Source organism: Pseudomonas sp. TNT2022 ID642 (genome assembly GCF_028656995.1).
Lineage (GTDB): Bacteria > Pseudomonadota > Gammaproteobacteria > Pseudomonadales > Pseudomonadaceae > Aquipseudomonas.
In genome coordinates this window covers 1-17,978 of the sequence record NZ_JAMDGW010000037.1, presented here as the reverse complement: position 1 = coordinate 17,978, position 17,978 = coordinate 1, and the positions used below count along the sequence as shown (strand labels likewise).

General features: G+C 60.1%; 16 protein-coding genes. 9 read left to right on the top strand and 7 right to left on the bottom strand.

What is annotated here, in order from left to right; translation table 11 throughout:
- The first annotated feature begins 85 nt into the window (after positions 1-85).
- Complete coding sequence (locus M5G26_RS27440) at positions 86-1,426, top strand: sensor histidine kinase (RefSeq protein WP_134177734.1); 1,341 nt, start codon at positions 86-88, stop codon at positions 1,424-1,426.
- Between the two features lie 352 nt (positions 1,427-1,778).
- On the opposite strand, the gene M5G26_RS27435 is transcribed toward M5G26_RS27440, so the two are convergent.
- Positions 1,779-2,345 carry a nitroreductase family protein gene (locus M5G26_RS27435; protein ID WP_150692156.1) on the bottom strand — a complete coding sequence of 189 codons (567 nt, stop codon included), beginning with the start codon at positions 2,343-2,345 and terminating at the stop codon, positions 1,779-1,781.
- A 121-nt stretch (positions 2,346-2,466) separates the two neighbouring features.
- On the opposite strand from M5G26_RS27435, the gene M5G26_RS27430 reads away from it, so the two are divergent.
- A complete protein-coding gene (locus M5G26_RS27430; protein ID WP_038363735.1) occupies positions 2,467-3,921 on the top strand; it encodes a TrkH family potassium uptake protein in 1,455 nt (484 codons plus the stop codon).
- Here M5G26_RS27430 and M5G26_RS27425 read toward each other — a convergent pair.
- Positions 3,878-4,939 (bottom strand): AraC family transcriptional regulator, encoded by a 1,062-nt coding sequence (locus M5G26_RS27425; protein WP_208867537.1) that lies wholly within the window; start codon positions 4,937-4,939, stop codon positions 3,878-3,880. The genes M5G26_RS27430 and M5G26_RS27425 overlap by 44 nt on opposite strands.
- 164 nt (positions 4,940-5,103) lie before the next feature.
- Between M5G26_RS27425 and M5G26_RS27420 the strand changes: the two genes are divergently transcribed.
- Together M5G26_RS27420 and M5G26_RS27415 are read left to right on the top strand one after the other, a co-directional pair.
- Positions 5,104-5,415, top strand: a complete 312-nt coding sequence (locus M5G26_RS27420) for a DUF962 domain-containing protein (RefSeq protein ID WP_273917001.1) — start codon at positions 5,104-5,106, stop codon at positions 5,413-5,415.
- Between the two features lie 14 nt (positions 5,416-5,429).
- On the top strand, positions 5,430-6,020 hold the full coding sequence (locus tag M5G26_RS27415; protein WP_150692154.1) for an HD domain-containing protein: 591 nt from the start codon (positions 5,430-5,432) through the stop codon (positions 6,018-6,020).
- A gap of 77 nt (positions 6,021-6,097) precedes the next feature.
- On the opposite strand, the gene M5G26_RS27410 is transcribed toward M5G26_RS27415, so the two are convergent.
- Positions 6,098-6,913, bottom strand: a complete 816-nt coding sequence (locus M5G26_RS27410) for a UDP-2,3-diacylglucosamine diphosphatase (protein WP_007919701.1) — start codon at positions 6,911-6,913, stop codon at positions 6,098-6,100.
- A gap of 135 nt (positions 6,914-7,048) precedes the next feature.
- Between M5G26_RS27410 and M5G26_RS27405 the strand changes: the two genes are divergently transcribed.
- Both M5G26_RS27405 and M5G26_RS27400 read left to right on the top strand, forming a co-directional pair.
- A complete protein-coding gene (locus M5G26_RS27405; RefSeq protein ID WP_273917000.1) occupies positions 7,049-7,813 on the top strand; it encodes an AraC family transcriptional regulator in 765 nt (254 codons plus the stop codon).
- Positions 7,814-7,995: 182 nt separating this feature from the next.
- Positions 7,996-8,889: a DMT family transporter gene (locus M5G26_RS27400; RefSeq protein ID WP_064119598.1), complete on the top strand. Its 894-nt coding sequence runs from the start codon at positions 7,996-7,998 to the stop codon at positions 8,887-8,889.
- On the opposite strand, the gene M5G26_RS27395 is transcribed toward M5G26_RS27400, so the two are convergent.
- Positions 8,883-9,170 (bottom strand): SelT/SelW/SelH family protein, encoded by a 288-nt coding sequence (locus M5G26_RS27395; RefSeq protein WP_038363724.1) that lies wholly within the window; start codon positions 9,168-9,170, stop codon positions 8,883-8,885. The two genes, M5G26_RS27400 and M5G26_RS27395, sit on opposite strands and share 7 nt — an antisense overlap.
- 71 nt (positions 9,171-9,241) lie before the next feature.
- Between M5G26_RS27395 and M5G26_RS27390 the strand changes: the two genes are divergently transcribed.
- The gene (locus M5G26_RS27390) at positions 9,242-11,431 is read left to right on the top strand and encodes a patatin-like phospholipase family protein (protein WP_150692151.1); all 2,190 of its coding nucleotides are present in this window, start codon (positions 9,242-9,244) and stop codon (positions 11,429-11,431) included.
- Positions 11,432-11,555: 124 nt separating this feature from the next.
- On the opposite strand, the gene M5G26_RS27385 is transcribed toward M5G26_RS27390, so the two are convergent.
- From M5G26_RS27385 to recQ, 3 genes are all read right to left on the bottom strand, one after another.
- Complete coding sequence (locus M5G26_RS27385) at positions 11,556-13,310, bottom strand: FimV/HubP family polar landmark protein (RefSeq protein ID WP_273916999.1); 1,755 nt, start codon at positions 13,308-13,310, stop codon at positions 11,556-11,558.
- A gap of 127 nt (positions 13,311-13,437) precedes the next feature.
- On the bottom strand, positions 13,438-13,872 hold the full coding sequence (locus M5G26_RS27380) for a MarR family transcriptional regulator (RefSeq protein WP_134177725.1): 435 nt from the start codon (positions 13,870-13,872) through the stop codon (positions 13,438-13,440).
- A 528-nt stretch (positions 13,873-14,400) separates the two neighbouring features.
- Positions 14,401-16,530 (bottom strand): DNA helicase RecQ, encoded by a 2,130-nt coding sequence (gene recQ, locus M5G26_RS27375; protein WP_273916998.1) that lies wholly within the window; start codon positions 16,528-16,530, stop codon positions 14,401-14,403.
- Between the two features lie 376 nt (positions 16,531-16,906).
- Here recQ and M5G26_RS27370 point away from each other — a divergent pair, with 376 nt between their 5' ends.
- Both M5G26_RS27370 and M5G26_RS27365 read left to right on the top strand, forming a co-directional pair.
- Positions 16,907-17,494 carry a UPF0149 family protein gene (locus M5G26_RS27370; RefSeq protein WP_016984205.1) on the top strand — a complete coding sequence of 196 codons (588 nt, stop codon included), beginning with the start codon at positions 16,907-16,909 and terminating at the stop codon, positions 17,492-17,494.
- A gap of 10 nt (positions 17,495-17,504) precedes the next feature.
- A complete protein-coding gene (locus tag M5G26_RS27365) occupies positions 17,505-17,900 on the top strand; it encodes a YbaN family protein (RefSeq protein ID WP_262194040.1) in 396 nt (131 codons plus the stop codon).
- Positions 17,901-17,978 lie beyond the last annotated feature (78 nt).

The window sequence follows — 17,978 nt, the reverse complement described above, 5'->3', positions numbered from 1 at the left end:
TTGATCTTGATCTTAAAAAACAAAGTCAAAAGATCGCAGCCTTCGGCAGCTCCTACAGGGATTTGTGTTTGATTGAGGATTTTCTGTGCGTTCATTGTTCTGGCGTATTCTCGCGAGCTTCTGGCTGGCCATCGCTCTGGTGGCCGGGTTGTCCATTCTGCTCGGGCATATGCTCAACCAGGACGCGTGGATCCTCAGCCGCCATCCGGGCCTCAACACCCTCGCCGGCGAATGGACACAAACCTACGAAGCTCAGGGCGAAGAAGCCGCCCAGGACATTCTAGAACAGCGCAAACGCCAATATCACATCGACGTTCAGGTACTCAACGAAAGCGGCGATCCGGTGGTGCGCGGCACCTTCCCGCGTCGCGCCGCCGCCTTCGAAGCGCGACAGAACAACGATGACCGACGTCTGCCATGGCGGCGCCTGACCGATGAGTTCACCAGTGAAAAAACCGGTGACACTTATCTGTTCATCTACCGCATCCCGCACCCGGAACTCGACTCCTGGCACCGCGAAAGTCTGCTTTGGCCACTGAGCGCGCTGGGCATCGCGCTGGTGGTGCTGACCCTGTTCAGTTTGCTGGTGACCTTCTCCATCACCCGCCCGCTCAGCCGTTTGCGAGGCGCGGTGCATGACCTCGGACAAACCACCTATCAACAGAACAGCCTGGCGAAACTGGCCAACCGTCGCGACGAGTTCGGCGTATTGGCCACCGACTTCAACCGCATGGGCGCACGCCTGCAAAGCCTGATTGGCAGCCAGCGTCAGTTGCTGCGCGACGTCTCCCATGAATTGCGCTCACCATTGGCACGGTTGCGCATTGCCTTGGCACTGGCAGAGCGGGCCAACCCCGAAGAACGCGAGAAACTCTGGCCACGGCTGACCCGCGAGTGTGATCGGCTGGAAGCGTTGATCAGTGAAATTCTGGTGTTGGCACGGGTTGATGCGGACAATGCCAGTGCTGAAGACGTGGATTTGAATGCGCTGCTCGGCACGTTGCAGAAGGATGCAAAACTCGGTTCACCCGAGCAGATTGTTCGTCTCGATGCCGAACCGCAGTTGAACCTGAAAGGTTGGCCAACCATGATCGAGCGTGCCGTCGATAATCTGCTGCGCAATGCCCAGCGCTTCAACCCTGAAGGTCAGGCGATTGAAATGCAGGCTTCGCGTCAGGGTGAAAAAATCATCGTCAGCGTGCGCGACCATGGGCCGGGGGTGCAGGCCGAACATTTGAGTCAGCTGGGCGAACCGTTTTACCGGGCGCCGGGGCAGACGGCGGCCGGACATGGCTTGGGCCTGGCGATTGCAAGAAGGGCGGCGGAGCGCCATGGTGGGAGTTTGACGTTGGCCAATCATCCGCAGGGTGGGTTTATTGCCAGTCTGGAATTGCCGCTTGTACCCGGCGCCGTCGTCCAACCCTAAAAGCCACCCTCACCCCAGAAAAGCCCCTCACCCCAGCCCTCTCCCGGAGGGAGAGGGAGCCGACCGAGGTGTCTTGCGTCATACATCGACCTGAAGAACCGAGTCGATTATGGATTCGGAAGCCGAATCAACTTTGAATTCGACTTAAACCGAAGCCGGTTCTGGATTCCACGAAATCAACTCAAACCGAATTCGATTCTGGATTCCGCGAAATCAACTTAAACCGAAGCCGGTTCTGGATTCAGCGAAGAGCGTTCAGGTCGGCGTACCTCTACAGCATCCCCCAATCAGTCCCCTCTCCCTACGGGCGGTCCGACGTTTCGGGAGGGTTAGGGTGAGGGGCTTTTGATCTTCAGGCTTTACCAGGCCAAGCGCTGACGAACTCGGTCAGGTCGACCTTCTCAGCTACGCGAGGCTCTTTCTGCGGCGTGCCAAGGTAAAGAAACGCGATCACTTCTTCACCCTCAACCAAGCCCAAACCTTTGGCCACATGCTGCGAATAAGCCAAATCCCCCGTACGCCAAACCGCACCAATCCCCTGCGCATACGCCGCCAGCAAAATCCCGTGCGCCGCACACCCGGCCGCCAGCAACTGTTCGGCCTTCGGATATTTAACGTGCTCCTGCAATTTAGCGATCACCACAACCACCAGCGGCGCCCGCAGCGGGCCGTTGCGTGCCTTGTCGATCATCGCTTCGGTGACTTCGCCTTCCTGCTGCTGCGCAGCCTCGGCCAGCAACTCGCCCATTTGCTCGCGTGCCGCACCTTCGACAGTCAGAAAGCGATACGGCTGCAAATGTCCGTGATCCGGCGCCCGCAACGCTGCGCCAAACAGGGCTTCGCGCTGCTCGGCAGTGGGGGCCGGTTCGACCAGTCGTGGAACGGAAACACGGTTGAGCAACGCGTCGAGAGCCTGCATCGGCCACCTCCTGAGAAAAATGTGCGGCTATTCTAGCTTCTTCTGCCTACAGGATGCCGGTTTACATGCCCTGTCCCACGGGTAGAATGGCGCCCTTCCCACATCAGCCCGAGCGGACTTCATGGCGTTGCCGACCTTACGGATCATTGGTTTCATCATCGGCATCTTCCTGATCACCCTGGCCGTGGCCATGGTTGTGCCCATGGCCACGCTGGTGATTTTCGAGCGCACCAGCGACCTGCCGTCGTTCCTCTGGGCGAGCATGATCACTTTCGTCGCCGGCCTTGCGCTGGTGATTCCCGGTCGACCGGAACACATTCACCTGCGCCCACGTGACATGTATCTGCTGACGGTCAGCAGTTGGCTGGTGGTGTGCATCTTTGCCGCGCTGCCGTTTCTGCTGACCCAGCACATCAGCTACACCGACTCGTTTTTCGAAAGCATGTCGGGCATTACCGCGACCGGCTCGACCGTGCTCAATGGCCTCGACAACATGTCCCCCGGGATCCTGATGTGGCGCTCGTTACTGCACTGGATCGGCGGCATCGGCTTTATCGGTATGGCGGTAGCGATTCTGCCGCTGCTGCGCATCGGTGGCATGCGCCTGTTCCAGACCGAATCCTCCGACCGTTCGGAAAAGGTCATGCCGCGCTCGCACATGGTGGCGCGACTGATCGTGGCGGCTTACGTCGGCATCACCATCCTCGGCAGCCTGGCGTTCTGGTGGGCCGGGATGAGCCCGTTCGACGCGATCAACCACGCGATGTCGGCGATTTCCACTGGCGGGTTCTCGACCTCCGACCAGTCGCTGGCCAAGTGGACACAACCGGCGGTGCACTGGGTCGCGATCGTGATCATGATCCTCGGCAGCCTGCCGTTCACCCTGTACGTGGCGACGCTGCGCGGCAATCGCAGGGCGTTGATCAAGGATCAGCAGGTGCAGGGATTGCTGGCGATGTTGCTGGTGACCTGGCTGGTGCTCGGCACCTGGTATTGGTGGACGACCAAACTGCATTGGCTGGAGGCGCTACGCCACGTGGCGCTGAACGTGACGTCGGTGGTCACAACGACCGGTTTTGCCCTCGGCGACTACAGCCTGTGGGGCAACTTCTCGCTGATGCTGTTTTTCTATCTGGGCTTTGTCGGTGGCTGTTCCGGGTCGACGGCGGGCGGGATCAAGATTTTCCGTTTTCAGGTCGCCTACATCCTGCTCAAGGCCAACCTTAATCAGCTGATTCACCCGCGCGCAGTGATCAAGCAGAAGTACAACGGTCACCGCCTCGACGAAGAGATCGTCCGTTCGATTCTGACCTTTTCGTTCTTCTTCGCCATCACCATCTGCGTGATCGCCCTGCTCCTGTCGCTGCTCGGCGTCGACTGGATGACCGCACTGACCGGCGCCGCCAGCACCGTGTCCGGCGTTGGCCCGGGCCTGGGCGAAACCATTGGCCCGGCGGGTAACTTCGCCACTCTGCCGGACGCGGCCAAATGGATTCTGTCGTTCGGTATGCTGCTCGGCCGACTGGAGATCATTACGGTGTTTGTACTGTGTATTCCGGCCTTTTGGCGTCACTGACCGCGCTCGGCGCCTGCAACAACCGCGTCCGGTAATCGCCGGGCGTGGTGTCGAACCAGCGGCGGAACGCGCGGAAGAAATTGCTCGGATCGGCAAAGCCCAACAGATAGGCAATCTCCAGCAAGGTCATGCTCGGTTGCGCCAGATACTGCTCGGCCAGTTCGCGGCGGGTGTCGTCGAGCAACTGTTGAAAACTGGTGCCCTCCTCCTGCAAGCGCCGCTGCAAGGTACGCTGCGATAAATGCAGGGTTTGCGCCACGGTATCGCGCTTCGGTTCACCTTGCGGCAGCAAACGGCACAACACCTGCCGCGCCTTGTGGGTCACGCGACTTTCGGAAAACCGCGCCAGGTATTCCCCGGCAAAGCGGTCATGCAGCAGCGCCATCGCTTCGTTGGCGGTGGGCAGCGGCGCTTCCATGTCGGCACGCTCGAAGATCAGCGCATCGTACGGCGCGTTGAACACCAATGGCGCGTGGAAGGCTTGTTTGTAGGGTTCCAGATTTTCCGGCTGATCACCCTGCACCAGCACTTTGACCGGATGCAGGGTGCGCCCGGTCAACCAGCCGCACAGGCCCAGCGCACAGGCCAGCGAGGCTTCGGCGCTTTGCCGGGTCGGCGGCAGATGATCACCGTGCACGGTCAGAATCAGCGCATAACCTTCATCGAGCAGACGGAAACTCAGGTCGGCGCTCTCGGCGATGATGCGCTGATAACGCACCAGCCGCTGGAAGCCTTCGGCCAGCGTATTGCTCGACATCAGTGCATAGCCGGCGACATGAAACGACGCCGGGCGCACCACTTTACCCATGTTCAGGCCGATCGCCGGATTGCCGGACAGCTCGACCGCCCGTTGCCACAGGCGGGTCATGGAATCTTGCGGGAAGCGTGCATCCGGATCATCCAGAGCCGTGTAATCGAGCCCCAGTTGCTTGAACAGAACCCGGCAATCCAGGCCGTCCATCTCCAATGCTTTGACAATCCCCATCGCCCAGCTTGCAGAAGTCGTTCGTTCGCTCATGGCGTTTTTCTTTTACATGAGGGGCCGCATGCTACGGCCTGATTTGCCAAGGATACTAAAGTGGCGCCGATTGTCACTGGCCCACGCCAATGATCACTCTAGACTCAAATAAGCTACCCGCAGAACAACTCGTCGCCAGAACAATAACCACAGAGAACGCGGTCGTGGAAAACATCAAGCATTTCAACAGCTTCGCTGAGTTCTATCCGTACTACCTCAGCGAACACAGCAACAGCACCTGCCGGCGCCTGCATTTCATCGGCACCACGCTGGTGATTTTCATTCTGGCGATGACCCTCGCCAAGGGTGCCTGGCTGCTGTTATTGGCCTTGCCGCTGGCCGGTTACAGCTTCGCCTGGATCGGGCACTTCTTCTTTGAAAAGAACCGACCGGCGACTTTCCAGCATCCGCTGTACAGCCTGCTCGGCGACTTCGTCATGTACCGCGACATGATTCTGGGTCGCGTGGCGTTCTGAATGAGGGTCAGCCAATGAATGCCAATGCCCGCTTCACCCATATGAAGGACGGCACGCAGGAAGACTGGGCGATCATCGCCGCTGACTTCAGTGCCTACGCCAAACAATTGCCCTCACGGATCCTGACGCACCTGAAATTGCTCGAAGGCGACTTCGGCGGCTTTCCGGTGGATCGCCTGACCCACTCGCTGCAAACCGCCACCCGTGCGTTTCGTGATGGTCGCGACGAGGAATACGTGGTCTGCGCCTTGCTGCATGACATTGGCGACACCTTGGGTTCGTACAACCATCCGGACATTGCTGCGGCAATTCTCAAGCCGTTCGTCAGTGCCGAAAATTTGTGGATGGTCGAGAAGCATGGGGTATTTCAGGGTTACTACTTCTTTCATCATCTGGGTATGGATCGGCATCTGCGCGAGCAGTTCGCCGGTCATCCGCAGTATCAAGCGACTGCCGAGTTCTGTGCCAAATACGATGCGGCGGCGTTTGATCCTGACTATGACACGCTGCCGTTGAGCTTCTTTGAGCCGATGATGGAGCGGTTGTTTGCGCAGCCGAAGAACTCGATTTACAAGGCGGCGATGGAGGAACACAGCCCGGCCTAAGATCAAAAGATCGCAGCCTTCGGCAGCTCCTACACAGGTCACATGCAGGAGCTGCCGAAGGCTGCGATCTTTGCTTTTCAGGCGAGTTCTGCGACTTTGGCAGCCTTGAGTTCTGCCTCACGCGCCTGCGCATCCGCCAGCCGATACAGCTCGATCGTGCCGTCCCAATGCTCGATCAGCGCCGTGCACGACTCCACCCAATCGCCGCAATTGAGGTAATCCACCTCCCCCACCTTGCGGATCTCGGCGTGGTGAATGTGCCCGCACACCACGCCATGCAACTCGCGCTTCACGCATTCATGGGCGATGGCTTCTTCAAAGTCGCTGATGAAACTCACCGCGGTTTTCACCTTGTGCTTCAGGTACGCCGACAACGACCAATAGCCGTAGCCATAGCGCGCACGCCAATGGTTGAGCCAGCGATTGAGGGTCAGGGTGAATTCGTAAGCGGAATCGCCGAGGAAGGCCAGCCAGCGGTGATAACGGGTGATCACATCGAACTGATCGCCGTGAATCACCAGCAGATGCCGCCCGTCTGCGGTGACATGCACCGCCTCGTCGACCAGTTGGATATTGCCCAGAATCAGCTTCGAATACCGCCGCAGGAATTCGTCGTGGTTACCGGTGACGTAAATCACCTCGGTGCCGCGCTTGCTCATGGTCAGCAAACGCCGGATCACGTTGGTATGCGCCTGCGGCCAGTACATGCCGCCGCGCAGTTTCCAGCCGTCAATGATGTCGCCGACCAAATAAATCTTGTCGGCATGGTAGCCCTTGAGAAATTGCGACAAGTGCTCGGCCTGGCAATCGCGCGTGCCCAGATGCACGTCGGAGATCCACAGGGTTCGCACCCGTTGTTTGCGACTGGGTCTGGCGAGCTCGGCGCTGGTCATGGGCAACCCTCTGCGATGTTTTCGCCAGAGTGCGCTTGTCTGGTTAATCGACCATGACAAGCGTGAGTCAGTCGTGTGACAACGCATTCCGCGTGCGCCGGTGTAGACTGGCGATCACTTCGGAGACAACCTGCCATGCGACCGATCCTCACCCTGCGTCAGTACACCCACGACCTGATCGTCCACAGCCACGACCACGCGCAATTGGTGTTCGGGTTGTCCGGTGCGCTGGATTTCGAGGTCGAGGGTTGTGGCAGTCAGGTGCGCCAGCAAAGTTTTGTGGTGGTCCCGTCCGGTGCTCATCATGCCTGCGGCAGCCCCGATGGTAGCCGCTGTCTGGTCCTCGACATCCCTGAGGGGCAATGGGTGAAGGACTCGCTGGGCGAGCACGCCGAGGCCAGCCAACGCTTGCTCGACCTGCCGGCGCGACTGTCACTCGATGCGGGGCAAAGCCAGTTGGTCAACTGGCTGGCGAACAGTCCGGTCAGCGATCCGTTGATCGCGCAACAAGGCGCGGTGTTGCTGCTGGCCAGTCTCAATCACGCGCAACCTGGCGAACTCGTTGCGCGTCGCCTGCCCTACGCCGCGCTGGATGCGCACATCGAGCAAAACGCCGCTTATCCGCTGCAAGTCGCCGATCTGGCGCGCGTGGCCGGGTTGTCCAGTGCGCGCCTGCATGCGCGGTTCATGGCCGAATGCGGGCAGACGCCGATGGATTACATCCGCAGTCGGCGCCTGCATCTGGCAGTACAACTGCTACGCGACACAGCCCTGCCGATCGGCGAAGTTGCCAGTCGCGTCGGCTACAGCTCGCAGAGTGCCTTCTCGGCTGCCGTCCTACGTGAGTTCGGTGCATCACCCGGCCAGCTTCGGCGCGATTCCTGCGACAAAAGACGATAGTCTGCCGACAGACTTGTAGGCCGAGACGCGGTTCAATGGACTAATTGATCGTTCCCGCGCTCCGCGTGGGAATGTAGCCCGTGACGCTCCGCGTCACTGGACGCAGAGCGTCCCTAGAGGCATTCCCACGCAGAGCATGGGGACGATCATCACAAGAAACCGTGTCTGGATTAAGGATTGCAATGACTCCGCGTACCGCCCTTGGCGCTCTGCATATAGGCGCTTTGATGTTTGGCCTGACCGGTGTGTTCGGCAAACTCGCTGCCGCGTCCCCCGCCGTGATCGTCTTCGGTCGCGCAGCTTTCGCCGTGCTCGCCCTGGCGTTCTTCGCTCGTTTCGCCAGCCAGCACGGCTGGCAGAAACTGCAGGCCGTAGACTGGCGCCGCCTCGCCCTCAGTGGCGTGCTGCTGGCCGGGCATTGGGTGAGCTTCTTTGTTTCGGTGAAAGTTGCTGGCGTCGCCATCGCAACATTGGGCTTTGCCAGTTTCCCGGCCTTCACGGTGATTCTTGAAGGGCTGATTTTCCGCGAACGCATCCGCGCCAATGAAATCATCCTCGTCGTCTTGGTGACGGTTGGTCTGGTGCTGGTCACCCCGGCGTTCGATCTGGCCAGCGGCGCAACCACCGGCCTGCTCTGGGCAGTGTTGTCGGGCCTGCTGTTCTCGCTGCTGTCACTGACCAACCGCGCCAGCTCCGGGCGCATCCCGGCGGTGCAGGCGGCGTTGTGTCAAAACGTCGTGGTGGCGCTGTGTCTGCTGCCGGTTGCGGCGCCGCAACTCAGTGAAGTGCGGGCACTGGACTGGTTGTGGATCGGCTTGCTCGGGGTGTTCTGCACCGGCGTCGCTCATAGCCTGTTCGTCGCCAGTCTGGCGGTGATCAAAGCACGCACGGCGGCGGTGGTGTTTGCCATGGAGCCGGTTTACGGCATTACCATCGCCTGGCTGCTGTTCAACGAAAACCCGACCCTACGGATGTTGATGGGCGGCGCACTGATCATCATCGCCATCGTCGTTTCCGCGCGGATGTCCGGCAGCGCCGACAAGAAAACCGTCGCCGCCGAGGCCGCGTCTCACTGAGTGCGGTCGTTATGGCCGAGGTCGCGCTCAGGATCAATCTGATCGCGAACCCGCTGTTTCAACACCTTGGCCTCGGGAAAACCACCGTCGGCCTTGCGTTCCCAGATCTGCACGCCGGCGCAGGTGATGTGAAATACCCCGCCGGTGCCCGGCACCAACGAGACTTTGCCGAGGTCATCGCCGAAGGTGCTGAGCAGTTCCTGCGCCAGCCATGCGGCGCGCAGCAGCCATTGGCATTGGGTGCAATAGGTGATGACAACTTCTGCTTTTGCGACAGTCATGTTCGCTGAAACTCCTGAGACAGAGGGCGCCGCTATAATAGCCGGCTTTAACGCTTGCCCCGAGACTCACAATGCGCCGTCTGCTGTTCTGCCTGCTGCTTGGTTTCCTTCCTCTGCTTGTCCATGCCAGTGAGGCGTCACGACCGAAAGTCGGCCTGGTGCTGTCCGGCGGTGCCGCGCGCGGGCTGGCGCATATCGGCGTGCTCAAGGCGCTGGAAGAGCAAGGCATCAAGATCGATGCGATCGCCGGCACCAGCATGGGCGCGGTGGTCGGTGGCCTGTACGCCTCGGGTTACAAGATCGATGAGCTGGAAAAACTCGCGCTGAACATCGACTGGCAAGCCGCGCTGTCCGACGCCCCACCGCGTGAAGACGTGCCGTTTCGGCGCAAGCAGGATGACCGCGACTTCCTGGTCAAACAGAAACTCAGCTTCCGCGACGACGGCAGTCTCGGCCTGCCACTGGGCGTGATTCAGGGCCAGAACCTCGCCCTACTGCTGGAAAGTCTGTTGGCGCATACCAGCGACACCCGGGATTTCGACAAACTGCCAATCCCGTTCCGCGCCGTTGCCACTGATATTTCCAATGGCGAAAAAGTGGTGTTCCGCAAAGGTCATTTGCCTCAGGTGATCCGCGCCAGCATGTCGATCCCGGCGGTGTTCGCCCCGGTCGAACTCGACGGCCGGCTGTTGGTGGACGGCGGCATGACCGACAACATCCCCCTCGATGTCGCGCGGGAAATGGGCGTCGACGTGGCCATCGTCGTCGATATCGGCACACCGCTGCGCAATCGCAAACAACTGACCACCGTAGTCGATGTGCTGAACCAGTCGATCACCCTGATGACCCGCAGTAACTCCGAAGAACAACTGGCTGCGCTGAAACCCTCCGATGTGCTGATTCAGCCCGCGCTGGCGGCGTTCGGTGTCACTGATTTCGGCAAGGCTCAGGAGATGATCGACGCCGGTTACCGGGCGACCCGAATCCTCGACGCGCGCCTCGCGCAGCTCAAACCCGACGAGTCTCAGGACGCCGAACTGAACGCCGCGCGCTCACCGGGGCAGCGTACGCCGATCATCACCGCGATCCGCGTCGAGAACGACTCGAAGGTCGACGACGATGTCATTCGCTATTACATCCGCCAGCACATCGGCGAGCCACTGGATCTGGGGCGCCTGCATTCGGACATGGGCACCTTGTATGGCCTCGACTACTTCGAGCAGGTGCAATACCGCGTGGTGCACAAGGGCGAGGATCACACCTTGGTGATCAGTGCTCGGGGCAAGCGCAGCGGCACCGATTACTTGCGGGTCGGCCTCAACCTGTCCGACGACATGCGTGGCGACAGCGCCTTCAACCTCGGTGCCAGCTATCGCATCAACGGCATCAACCGCCTCGGCGCGGAATGGCTGACCCGTGCGCAGATTGGCGATAAACAAGAGCTGTACACCGAGTTCTATCAACCGCTGGACGTCGGCTCGCGTTACTTCGTCGCACCGTACGCCTCGTTCGAGGCGCAGAACGTTGAAGCGGTGCTCGACAACGATCCGATCGCGCAGTACCGCGTCGAGCGCTACGGTTTCGGCCTCAACTTCGGCCGCCAGATCGGCAACAACGGCGAGGTGCGTTTCGGTGTCGGCGAGGCCTGGGGCAAGGCCGATGTGCGGATTGGCGATCAGGATCTGCCGAGTGAGAATTTCAACGAAGGTTTCTACGCGCTGAAGTATTCGTACGACTCGCTGGACAATGTGTACTTCCCTCACGAAGGCAAGGACGTCAGCCTGACGCTGATGCAGTTCGAACCGGGGCTGGGGTCGGACACGCGTTATCGACAGTGGGACCTGAAAATCGACAAAGCCATGAGCCGTGGCCCGGATACGCTGATTCTCGGCGGGCGCTACGGGCGCACGCTCAACGACGCCAACGTGGTGACATCGAGTTTCCTGCTCGGCGGTGCGCGGCAGCTCTCGGGTTTCCGTGAAGACGCGATTTCCGGACAGAACATCAGCCTGATGCGCGCGGTGTACTACCGCCGGTTGACGCCGCGTTCGTATCTGCCGCTGGATTTCCCGCTGTATGCCGGCGCCTCGCTGGAGCGTGGACGGGCTTGGAACAACGACAATGAGTTCGACAGTGGCTACATCAACGCCGCGAGCGTGTTTATCGGTTTTGACACGCCGCTGGGGCCGTTGAATTTCAGTTATGGCTTGAACGATGCGAATGAGCAGGCGGTTTATCTGAACCTTGGACAGACCTTCTGATCAGGTCGCCTGACAATCCGCCTTCGCGAGCAGGCTCGCTCCCACAGGGGAACGCATTCCAATTGTGGGAGCGAGGCTGCTCGCGAAGGCGGTATCAGCTCAACCGCAAATCGGATCGGAGGCTTCAGCGAATTCCCGCCAGCAACGTCCGCGCCGTTTGCTTCAAAGGTTCATCGCCCTCTTTGAGCAATTCATTGAGCAACGCAATCGCGCTGTCGATGTCACCGTCGTCAATGCACGTCTGAGCCTGTTCGAGCTTTCCGGAATTTTCGTCGTGTACTGGCTCTGGTGCCTGCAAATCCAGAGGTTGCAGCGCCAGTGACGGCTCGGGATCAGCAAACTCATTGAGAAAATCTTCATCCAGCGGCTCGGCGTCCGGCTCAGGAATCCACTCGAGTTCCGCGTCCTCACTGGCCGCCAGTGGCAACTCGAAATCCTGCGGCAGTACTTGCAGGCCGGAACCGAGGGCCGAGGTTTGCGCCGAAGGTTCAGCCGTGGCCGGGCGACTGTCCTCCAGATCCCAACTGGAATCCATCGACAACTCGCCAAGATTCAACTCGAAATCATCTTCCGGCGCCGGTGGCGCAGCAACAATGGGGGGCGCCGCAATAACCGGCGGCAGCGCGGCCCCCACCAGCTTCGGATGTCGGGCGCGAACATCCTGCAAAGTCTGGGTATCCACGCCCTGCTCACGCAAATGGCCTTCCTGTTGTTCATACGCAGCGCTGTCACCCTGGCGTCCCAGCACTTCAAGCAACTGCAAACCGATATCGCTGCGCTCCGGCTCCTTGTGCAAGGCATCGCGCAGCAAACCCGCCGCTTCGCCCAGTCGGCCATAGGCCAGATAGATCCCCACCGCCTCCAGCACATCGCCTGCCGCCGGTTCTTCGCGGTGTTGGTCTGAAGCATGAGATCTGACGGGTTCTGCGTTTGCGGCTTCAGCTACGTCCGGCTCATTATCCAGCGGCAACAGCGGCAACGGCTCGTCGGTGGGTATCTGTTGTTGCCGGCGACGGTGGACGAACAACCCGGCCAGTGCCCCCAGCAACAGCAACAAACCACCGAGCAATGGCCAGTTCATAGCGTCATCGCTGGATTCAACCGGCGGCACAATCGGTGCCGGAGCAGGTGCCACCACAGTCGGTGGCGCTTGCTGAAGTTCGACCAGGCGCGTTTGCAGGTCAGTGATCTGCTGCTTGCCATCGGCAATCTGCACATTCTGTGTCTGCAGTTTTGCGTTCAGTTCATCGATGGTCTTCTGCTGTTGCTGACTGAGCAGAACGCTCGCCGCCAATTGTTCGGCTAGCGCATCGTTGGCGGCCGAATTTGCCGGCGTGGGTGCTGGCGCGGTATCGCGCTTGGCTTGAGGCGCCTGTGGCAACGCCACAGCAGGCTCGACAGTGGGAAACGCGGAGGATTGCGCGCGCGGATCCGGTTCATCGGTGGCCGGCACGATACCCGGCGAACCCGGTGGATCGATCAACACCGTGTATTCACGCAGCAAACGGCCGTTGGGCTGATTGAGCTGTACGAGGAAATTCAGAAAGGGTTCGTTGACCGGTTTGCTGGACGTCACCCGGATCATCTGACGATTGCCATGCAGGATCGGAATGAACTTGAGGTCGTTGAGGAAGAACACCCGCTCGACCCTGGCCTCGGCGAACTCATCCGCCGTGGCCAGGCGTACCGACAGATCGTTTTGCGTCAGCCCGCCGACATCGACCAACGCGATGTCAGCCTTGAGCGGCTGATTGAGGCCTGAATGAACGGTGATCTCTCCCAGCCCCAAAGCCATCGACCAGGCCGAATAGCTGAAAACACCGGCGACCAGCAACCATTTGGCGCCACCGCGCAGTACCACGTGCCGACTTGCGAGCATGAGCATCCCTTAAATAAGCAAAACCGACTTCTATGCGTTCGCACATCCGGTACGAACACGATATTGCCCAGTAGTTCTTATAGTCGGCTCAGCGCGATCTCTCAAAGATACGGCACGTGGATGTGCCTCAAGATTTTTCCAGGTTGCCCAGAATGTGCCCGTGAACTCGCATGCACACCTTTAAATCCGCTTCGTCGACGCCTGCGAACAATTCGTGACGCAGTTGCGTGGCAATGGTTTCGATTTGTTCGATCAGCGGCAGCGCCGGCGCGCAGAGGACGATCTTTTTCGCCCGGCGGTCTTCCATCACGGACTGGCGTTGCACCAGGCCCTGGCTTTCCAGACTATCGAGCAAGCGTGCGAGGGTCGGGCCCTCGACGCCAACGCTCTGCGCCAATTCACGTTGGGTCGGCGCTTCTTCGAAACGCGCCAGATGCAGCAGCACCAGCCAGCGCGCCTGGGACAGACCCAGCCCGGCCAGCCGGCGGTCCAGTTCGGCACGCCAGCCACGGGACATCTGGGCCAGTTGCATGCCAAAGCGGTGTTGATCGGTTAACGGCATAAAACACTCACGGTTAGACTGAAAATAAAGAAAATCTAATTATTAGCCAGCTAAGCATGAGCTGCAGTTATAGGCAAGTGGTGGTCTGTACTGAATCGTTACATCTTGAAGCCCCTCACCCTAACCCTCCCGAAACGTCGGACCGCCCGGAGGGAGAGGGGAATGAATGGGGATGCTTTAGATATTCGGCGACTTGGGAGTGCTTTGCTGAATCCAGAATTGGCAGGCCCTCACCCTAGCCCTCTCCCAGAGGGAGAGGGGACTGAATGGGGATGCTTTAGATATTCAGCGACTTGGGACTGCTTTGCTGAATCCAGAATTGGCAGGCCCTCACCCTAGCCCTCTCCCAGAGGGAGAGGGGACTGAATGGGGGATGCTTCAGGATTACGCCGACTTGATCCTGCTTTACCGAATCCATAATCGACTGGTTCTTTCAGGTCGATGTCAAACCTCAGACGCCTCGGTCGGCCCCCTCTCCCTTTGGGAGAGGGCTGGGCGGGCGGCGTTCCGATGAGGGGTACGGCCAAATTACATCTCGAATTCCGATTGCAACGCAGCCCGCACGCAATAAAGCACGCCCTCCGGTACACGTCCGGCAAACAGCTCCGCCACTTCGGCGACCGACGGCAACTCGCCTTCGCCATCGAGGAACGCGTCCTGCACTTCGCCCATCAATTCTTCAGGCAAATCCAGCGCCTGTTCCAGCGACAGTTGCTGCTTGCCGATCGCCTCGGCGAGCATGGTGTAGACGTTCTTCTCCGAGCACTGCAACTGACCAGCGATCTGCAACGGGGTCATGCCTGCACGTGCCAGGGTAATCAGTTCGTGGCGCACATCGGCCACCGCTTTCGGCGCCTCGACCTCGCCGCCGAGCACTTCGAGGAAGGCATCGCCATAGCGTTCCAGCTTGCGCGCACCGACGCCGCTGACCCGGGCCATTTCCGCCAGCGAGGTCGGCTGGCTACGGAGCATTTCCAGCAACGTCGAATCGGGGAAGATGACGTACGGCGGCACGCCATGTTCTTCAGCCAATTTGCGGCGCAGCGCGCGCAGGGCTTCCCACTGTTCGCGCTCTTCGCCGCGCACCAGTTGGCTGGCCGGGCTCTTGCTGGCGGTTTTGGCGGTAACCTGCGGTTTGAGATCGCGGCGCAACTCCAGCGTGACTTCACCCTTGAGCAACGGCCGGCAGCTGTCATTCAGACGCAGGCCGCCATAGCCTTCGTGGTCGACATCCGCCAGACCGCGCGCGACCAGTTGACGGAACAGCGAGCGCCACTCGCTCTCGCTCAGTGCCTTGCCAACGCCGTACACCGACAGATGCTGATGGCCAAAACTGCGGACTTTTTCGTTGTCCTTGCCCAGCAGCACGTCGACCAGATGACCGACGCCATAACGCTGGCCGGTACGGAAAATCGCCGACAACGCCTGACGTGCAGGCTCGGTGGCGTCCCAAGTCTGCACGCCATCGACACAGTTGTCGCAATGACCGCACGGCTCGGGCATGTCTTCATCGAAGTACGCCAGCAGGGTCTGGCGACGGCAGCGGGTTTCTTCGCAGAGCGACAGCATGGCGTCGAGCTTGTGTTGCTCCAGACGCTTGTGCCGCTCGTCGCCTTCAGAGTTCTGCAACATTTGCTTGAGCATCACCACGTCTTGCAGACCGTAGGCCATCCACGCATCCGCTGGCAGGCCGTCACGGCCGCCGCGCCCGGTTTCCTGGTAGTACGCCTCAAGGGATTTCGGCAGATCAAGGTGCGCGACGAAGCGCACGTTGGGCTTGTCGATGCCCATGCCGAACGCCACGGTGGCGACCATGATCAGGCCTTCCTCGTTGAGGAAGCGCTTCTGGTTGAAGGCACGTAGCTCATTGGGCAAACCGGCGTGATACGGCAGCGCCGGGAAGCCCTGCTCGCTCAAAAACGTTGCGACTTCTTCGACTTTCTTGCGCGACAGGCAATAAACGATGCCGGCATCGCTGCGCCGCTCGGCGAGGAACGCCAGCAACTGCTTGCGTGGCTGCTCTTTGGGCACGATGCGGTAAAAGATGTTCGGGCGATCGAAGCTCGACAGGAAGCGCTCGGCATTCTGCAGATGCAGGCGGGTGACGATTTCTTCGCGAGTACGCTTGTCGGCGGTGGCGGTGAGCGCGATGCGCGGTACGTCGGGGAATAGCTCGGCCAACTGGCCCAGTTGCAGGTATTCCGGCCGGAAGTCGTGGCCCCACTGCGACACGCAGTGCGCTTCGTCGATGGCGAACAACGCAATGTTCAGGCCTTGCAGGAACGACAGCATGCGCGGCTGCACCAGACGCTCGGGCGCCAGATACAACATCTTCACTTCACCACGCTTGATTCGCGCTGCGAGGTCACGCTGCTGCTCGGCGCTCAAGGTGGAGTTCAGCGCGGCGGCGGCCACACCGAGCTCTTCGAGGGTGGCGACCTGATCGTCCATCAGCGCGATCAGCGGCGATACCACCACCGCCAGGCCATCGCGCAACAGCGCCGGCACCTGAAAGCACAGGGACTTGCCGCCACCGGTAGGCATCAGCACCAGCGCATCACCGCCACTGGCCACGCGCTCAATGATTGCACCCTGACGGCCACGGAAACTGTCGTAGCCGAAGATGTCCTTGAGGACGCGTTGAGCCTGTTCGAGCATAAAAACTCCAAAAATCTACCGATACATCCCTGCGCAGGCTGGTTCAGAACAGCCGGGGCTGCTTAAACAAAACGTAAGAACGCATTACGTGACACGCGCAATGCGGGCAGGGATCGCAAAACGCGGCAGTATACCCGAGGCCTAACCTGCACAGGGCGACACCCGTCGATACAATCTCTGATACCTCTGTAGGAGCTGCCGAAGGCTGCGATCTTTTGATCTTGCTTTAACGGATCAACAGCAAAAGATCGCAGCCTTCGGCAGCTCCTACAGGAGATATGCAAGGCACGGCGGGGCAAATCTGCCTTGCGGCTGGCTTGAGCGCGCAAGAAGGCCTAGAATTCCCGCATTGTTTATTCCCCAAGGTAGCCCCGTAATGTCCTTCGCTGAGCAACTGACCCGCCTGCAAGTTTTCCTCGACGCCGACGAGCTGCATGACGAGGCGCTGGATTACGTGGCCGCTCACGGCTACCTGACCGCGCTGTCGATCTGCGCTGAAGACGTACCGGAGCGTGAGTGGATCGACGCCCTGTTCGCCGAAGAGCCGCATTACAGCAGCGACGCCCAGCGCGAAGAGATCGAAGCCACCCTGATCGGCCTCAAGGCACACATCGCCCGTCAACTGGCTTCGGATGAAGAATTCGAACTGCCATGCGAACTGGATCTGGGCGACGAGCCGGACGATTCCGAACTGCGCGGCTGGTGCATCGGTTTCATGGAAGGCGTATTCCTGCGTGAAGCAGCCTGGTTCGAAACCGCCGAAGAAGAAGTCAGCGAAATGCTCCTGCCGATCATGGTCGGTTCGGGCCTGTTCGACGAACAGCCAGAATTCGAAGACATCGCCAAAGACGCCAACCTGATGGACGACATGATCGTACAGATCCCGGAAGCCCTGACCGCGCTGTACCTGCTGTGCCAGGCGCCCGACGAAAAACCGGCGATCCTCAAGCCACGTCACCACTAAGATCCGGCCTATGGACAACCCCATAGGCAACCGCCCCCTGATGTTGCGCTACATCCTGCTGGCCATCGGCTGGCTCAGCGTGGCATTGGGGGTGATCGGGATTTTCCTGCCCGTCCTGCCCACCACCCCTTTCCTTCTGCTCGCCGCAGCCTGCTTCGCGCGCAGCTCTCCGCGCTTCTATCAATGGCTGGTCGAGCATCCACGGCTCGGGCCATGGATCCGCGATTACCTCGATGGCAATGGCATACCGCTCAAGGGCAAGGTCTACGCGATCGGGCTGATGTGGGCGAGCATTCTGTTCTCGTGCTACCTGGTGCCACTGCCGTGGGCGCGGGGGTTCATGTTGACCAGTGCGGTGTTGGTGACGGTTTACATTTTGCGGCAAAAAACGCTGCACAAACCTTGAGTCGTCGGTAAATGCCTGGCTAAAAACAGCGTCCCGTTGATACCGTTGATCTGAAAGCGTTGCGCACCTGTCAGATCT

Excerpts from the sequence above, each read along its gene's own strand:
- M5G26_RS27435 (WP_150692156.1), bottom strand. The coding sequence starts at position 2,345 with ATGCAGGCTCTCGACGCGTTGCTCAACCGTGTTTCCGTTCCACGACTG.
- M5G26_RS27430 (WP_038363735.1), top strand. The coding sequence starts at position 2,467 with ATGGCGTTGCCGACCTTACGGATCATTGGTTTCATCATCGGCATCTTC.
- M5G26_RS27425 (WP_208867537.1), bottom strand. The coding sequence starts at position 4,939 with ATGAGCGAACGAACGACTTCTGCAAGCTGGGCGATGGGGATTGTCAAA.
- M5G26_RS27415 (WP_150692154.1), top strand. The coding sequence starts at position 5,430 with ATGAATGCCAATGCCCGCTTCACCCATATGAAGGACGGCACGCAGGAA.
- M5G26_RS27410 (WP_007919701.1), bottom strand. The coding sequence starts at position 6,913 with ATGACCAGCGCCGAGCTCGCCAGACCCAGTCGCAAACAACGGGTGCGA.
- M5G26_RS27405 (WP_273917000.1), top strand. The coding sequence starts at position 7,049 with ATGCGACCGATCCTCACCCTGCGTCAGTACACCCACGACCTGATCGTC.
- M5G26_RS27400 (WP_064119598.1), top strand. The coding sequence starts at position 7,996 with ATGACTCCGCGTACCGCCCTTGGCGCTCTGCATATAGGCGCTTTGATG.
- M5G26_RS27395 (WP_038363724.1), bottom strand. The coding sequence starts at position 9,170 with ATGACTGTCGCAAAAGCAGAAGTTGTCATCACCTATTGCACCCAATGC.
- M5G26_RS27390 (WP_150692151.1), top strand. The coding sequence starts at position 9,242 with ATGCGCCGTCTGCTGTTCTGCCTGCTGCTTGGTTTCCTTCCTCTGCTT.
- M5G26_RS27385 (WP_273916999.1), bottom strand. The coding sequence starts at position 13,310 with ATGCTCGCAAGTCGGCACGTGGTACTGCGCGGTGGCGCCAAATGGTTG.
- M5G26_RS27380 (WP_134177725.1), bottom strand. The coding sequence starts at position 13,872 with ATGCCGTTAACCGATCAACACCGCTTTGGCATGCAACTGGCCCAGATG.
- recQ (WP_273916998.1), bottom strand. The coding sequence starts at position 16,530 with ATGCTCGAACAGGCTCAACGCGTCCTCAAGGACATCTTCGGCTACGAC.
- M5G26_RS27370 (WP_016984205.1), top strand. The coding sequence starts at position 16,907 with ATGTCCTTCGCTGAGCAACTGACCCGCCTGCAAGTTTTCCTCGACGCC.
- M5G26_RS27365 (WP_262194040.1), top strand. The coding sequence starts at position 17,505 with ATGGACAACCCCATAGGCAACCGCCCCCTGATGTTGCGCTACATCCTG.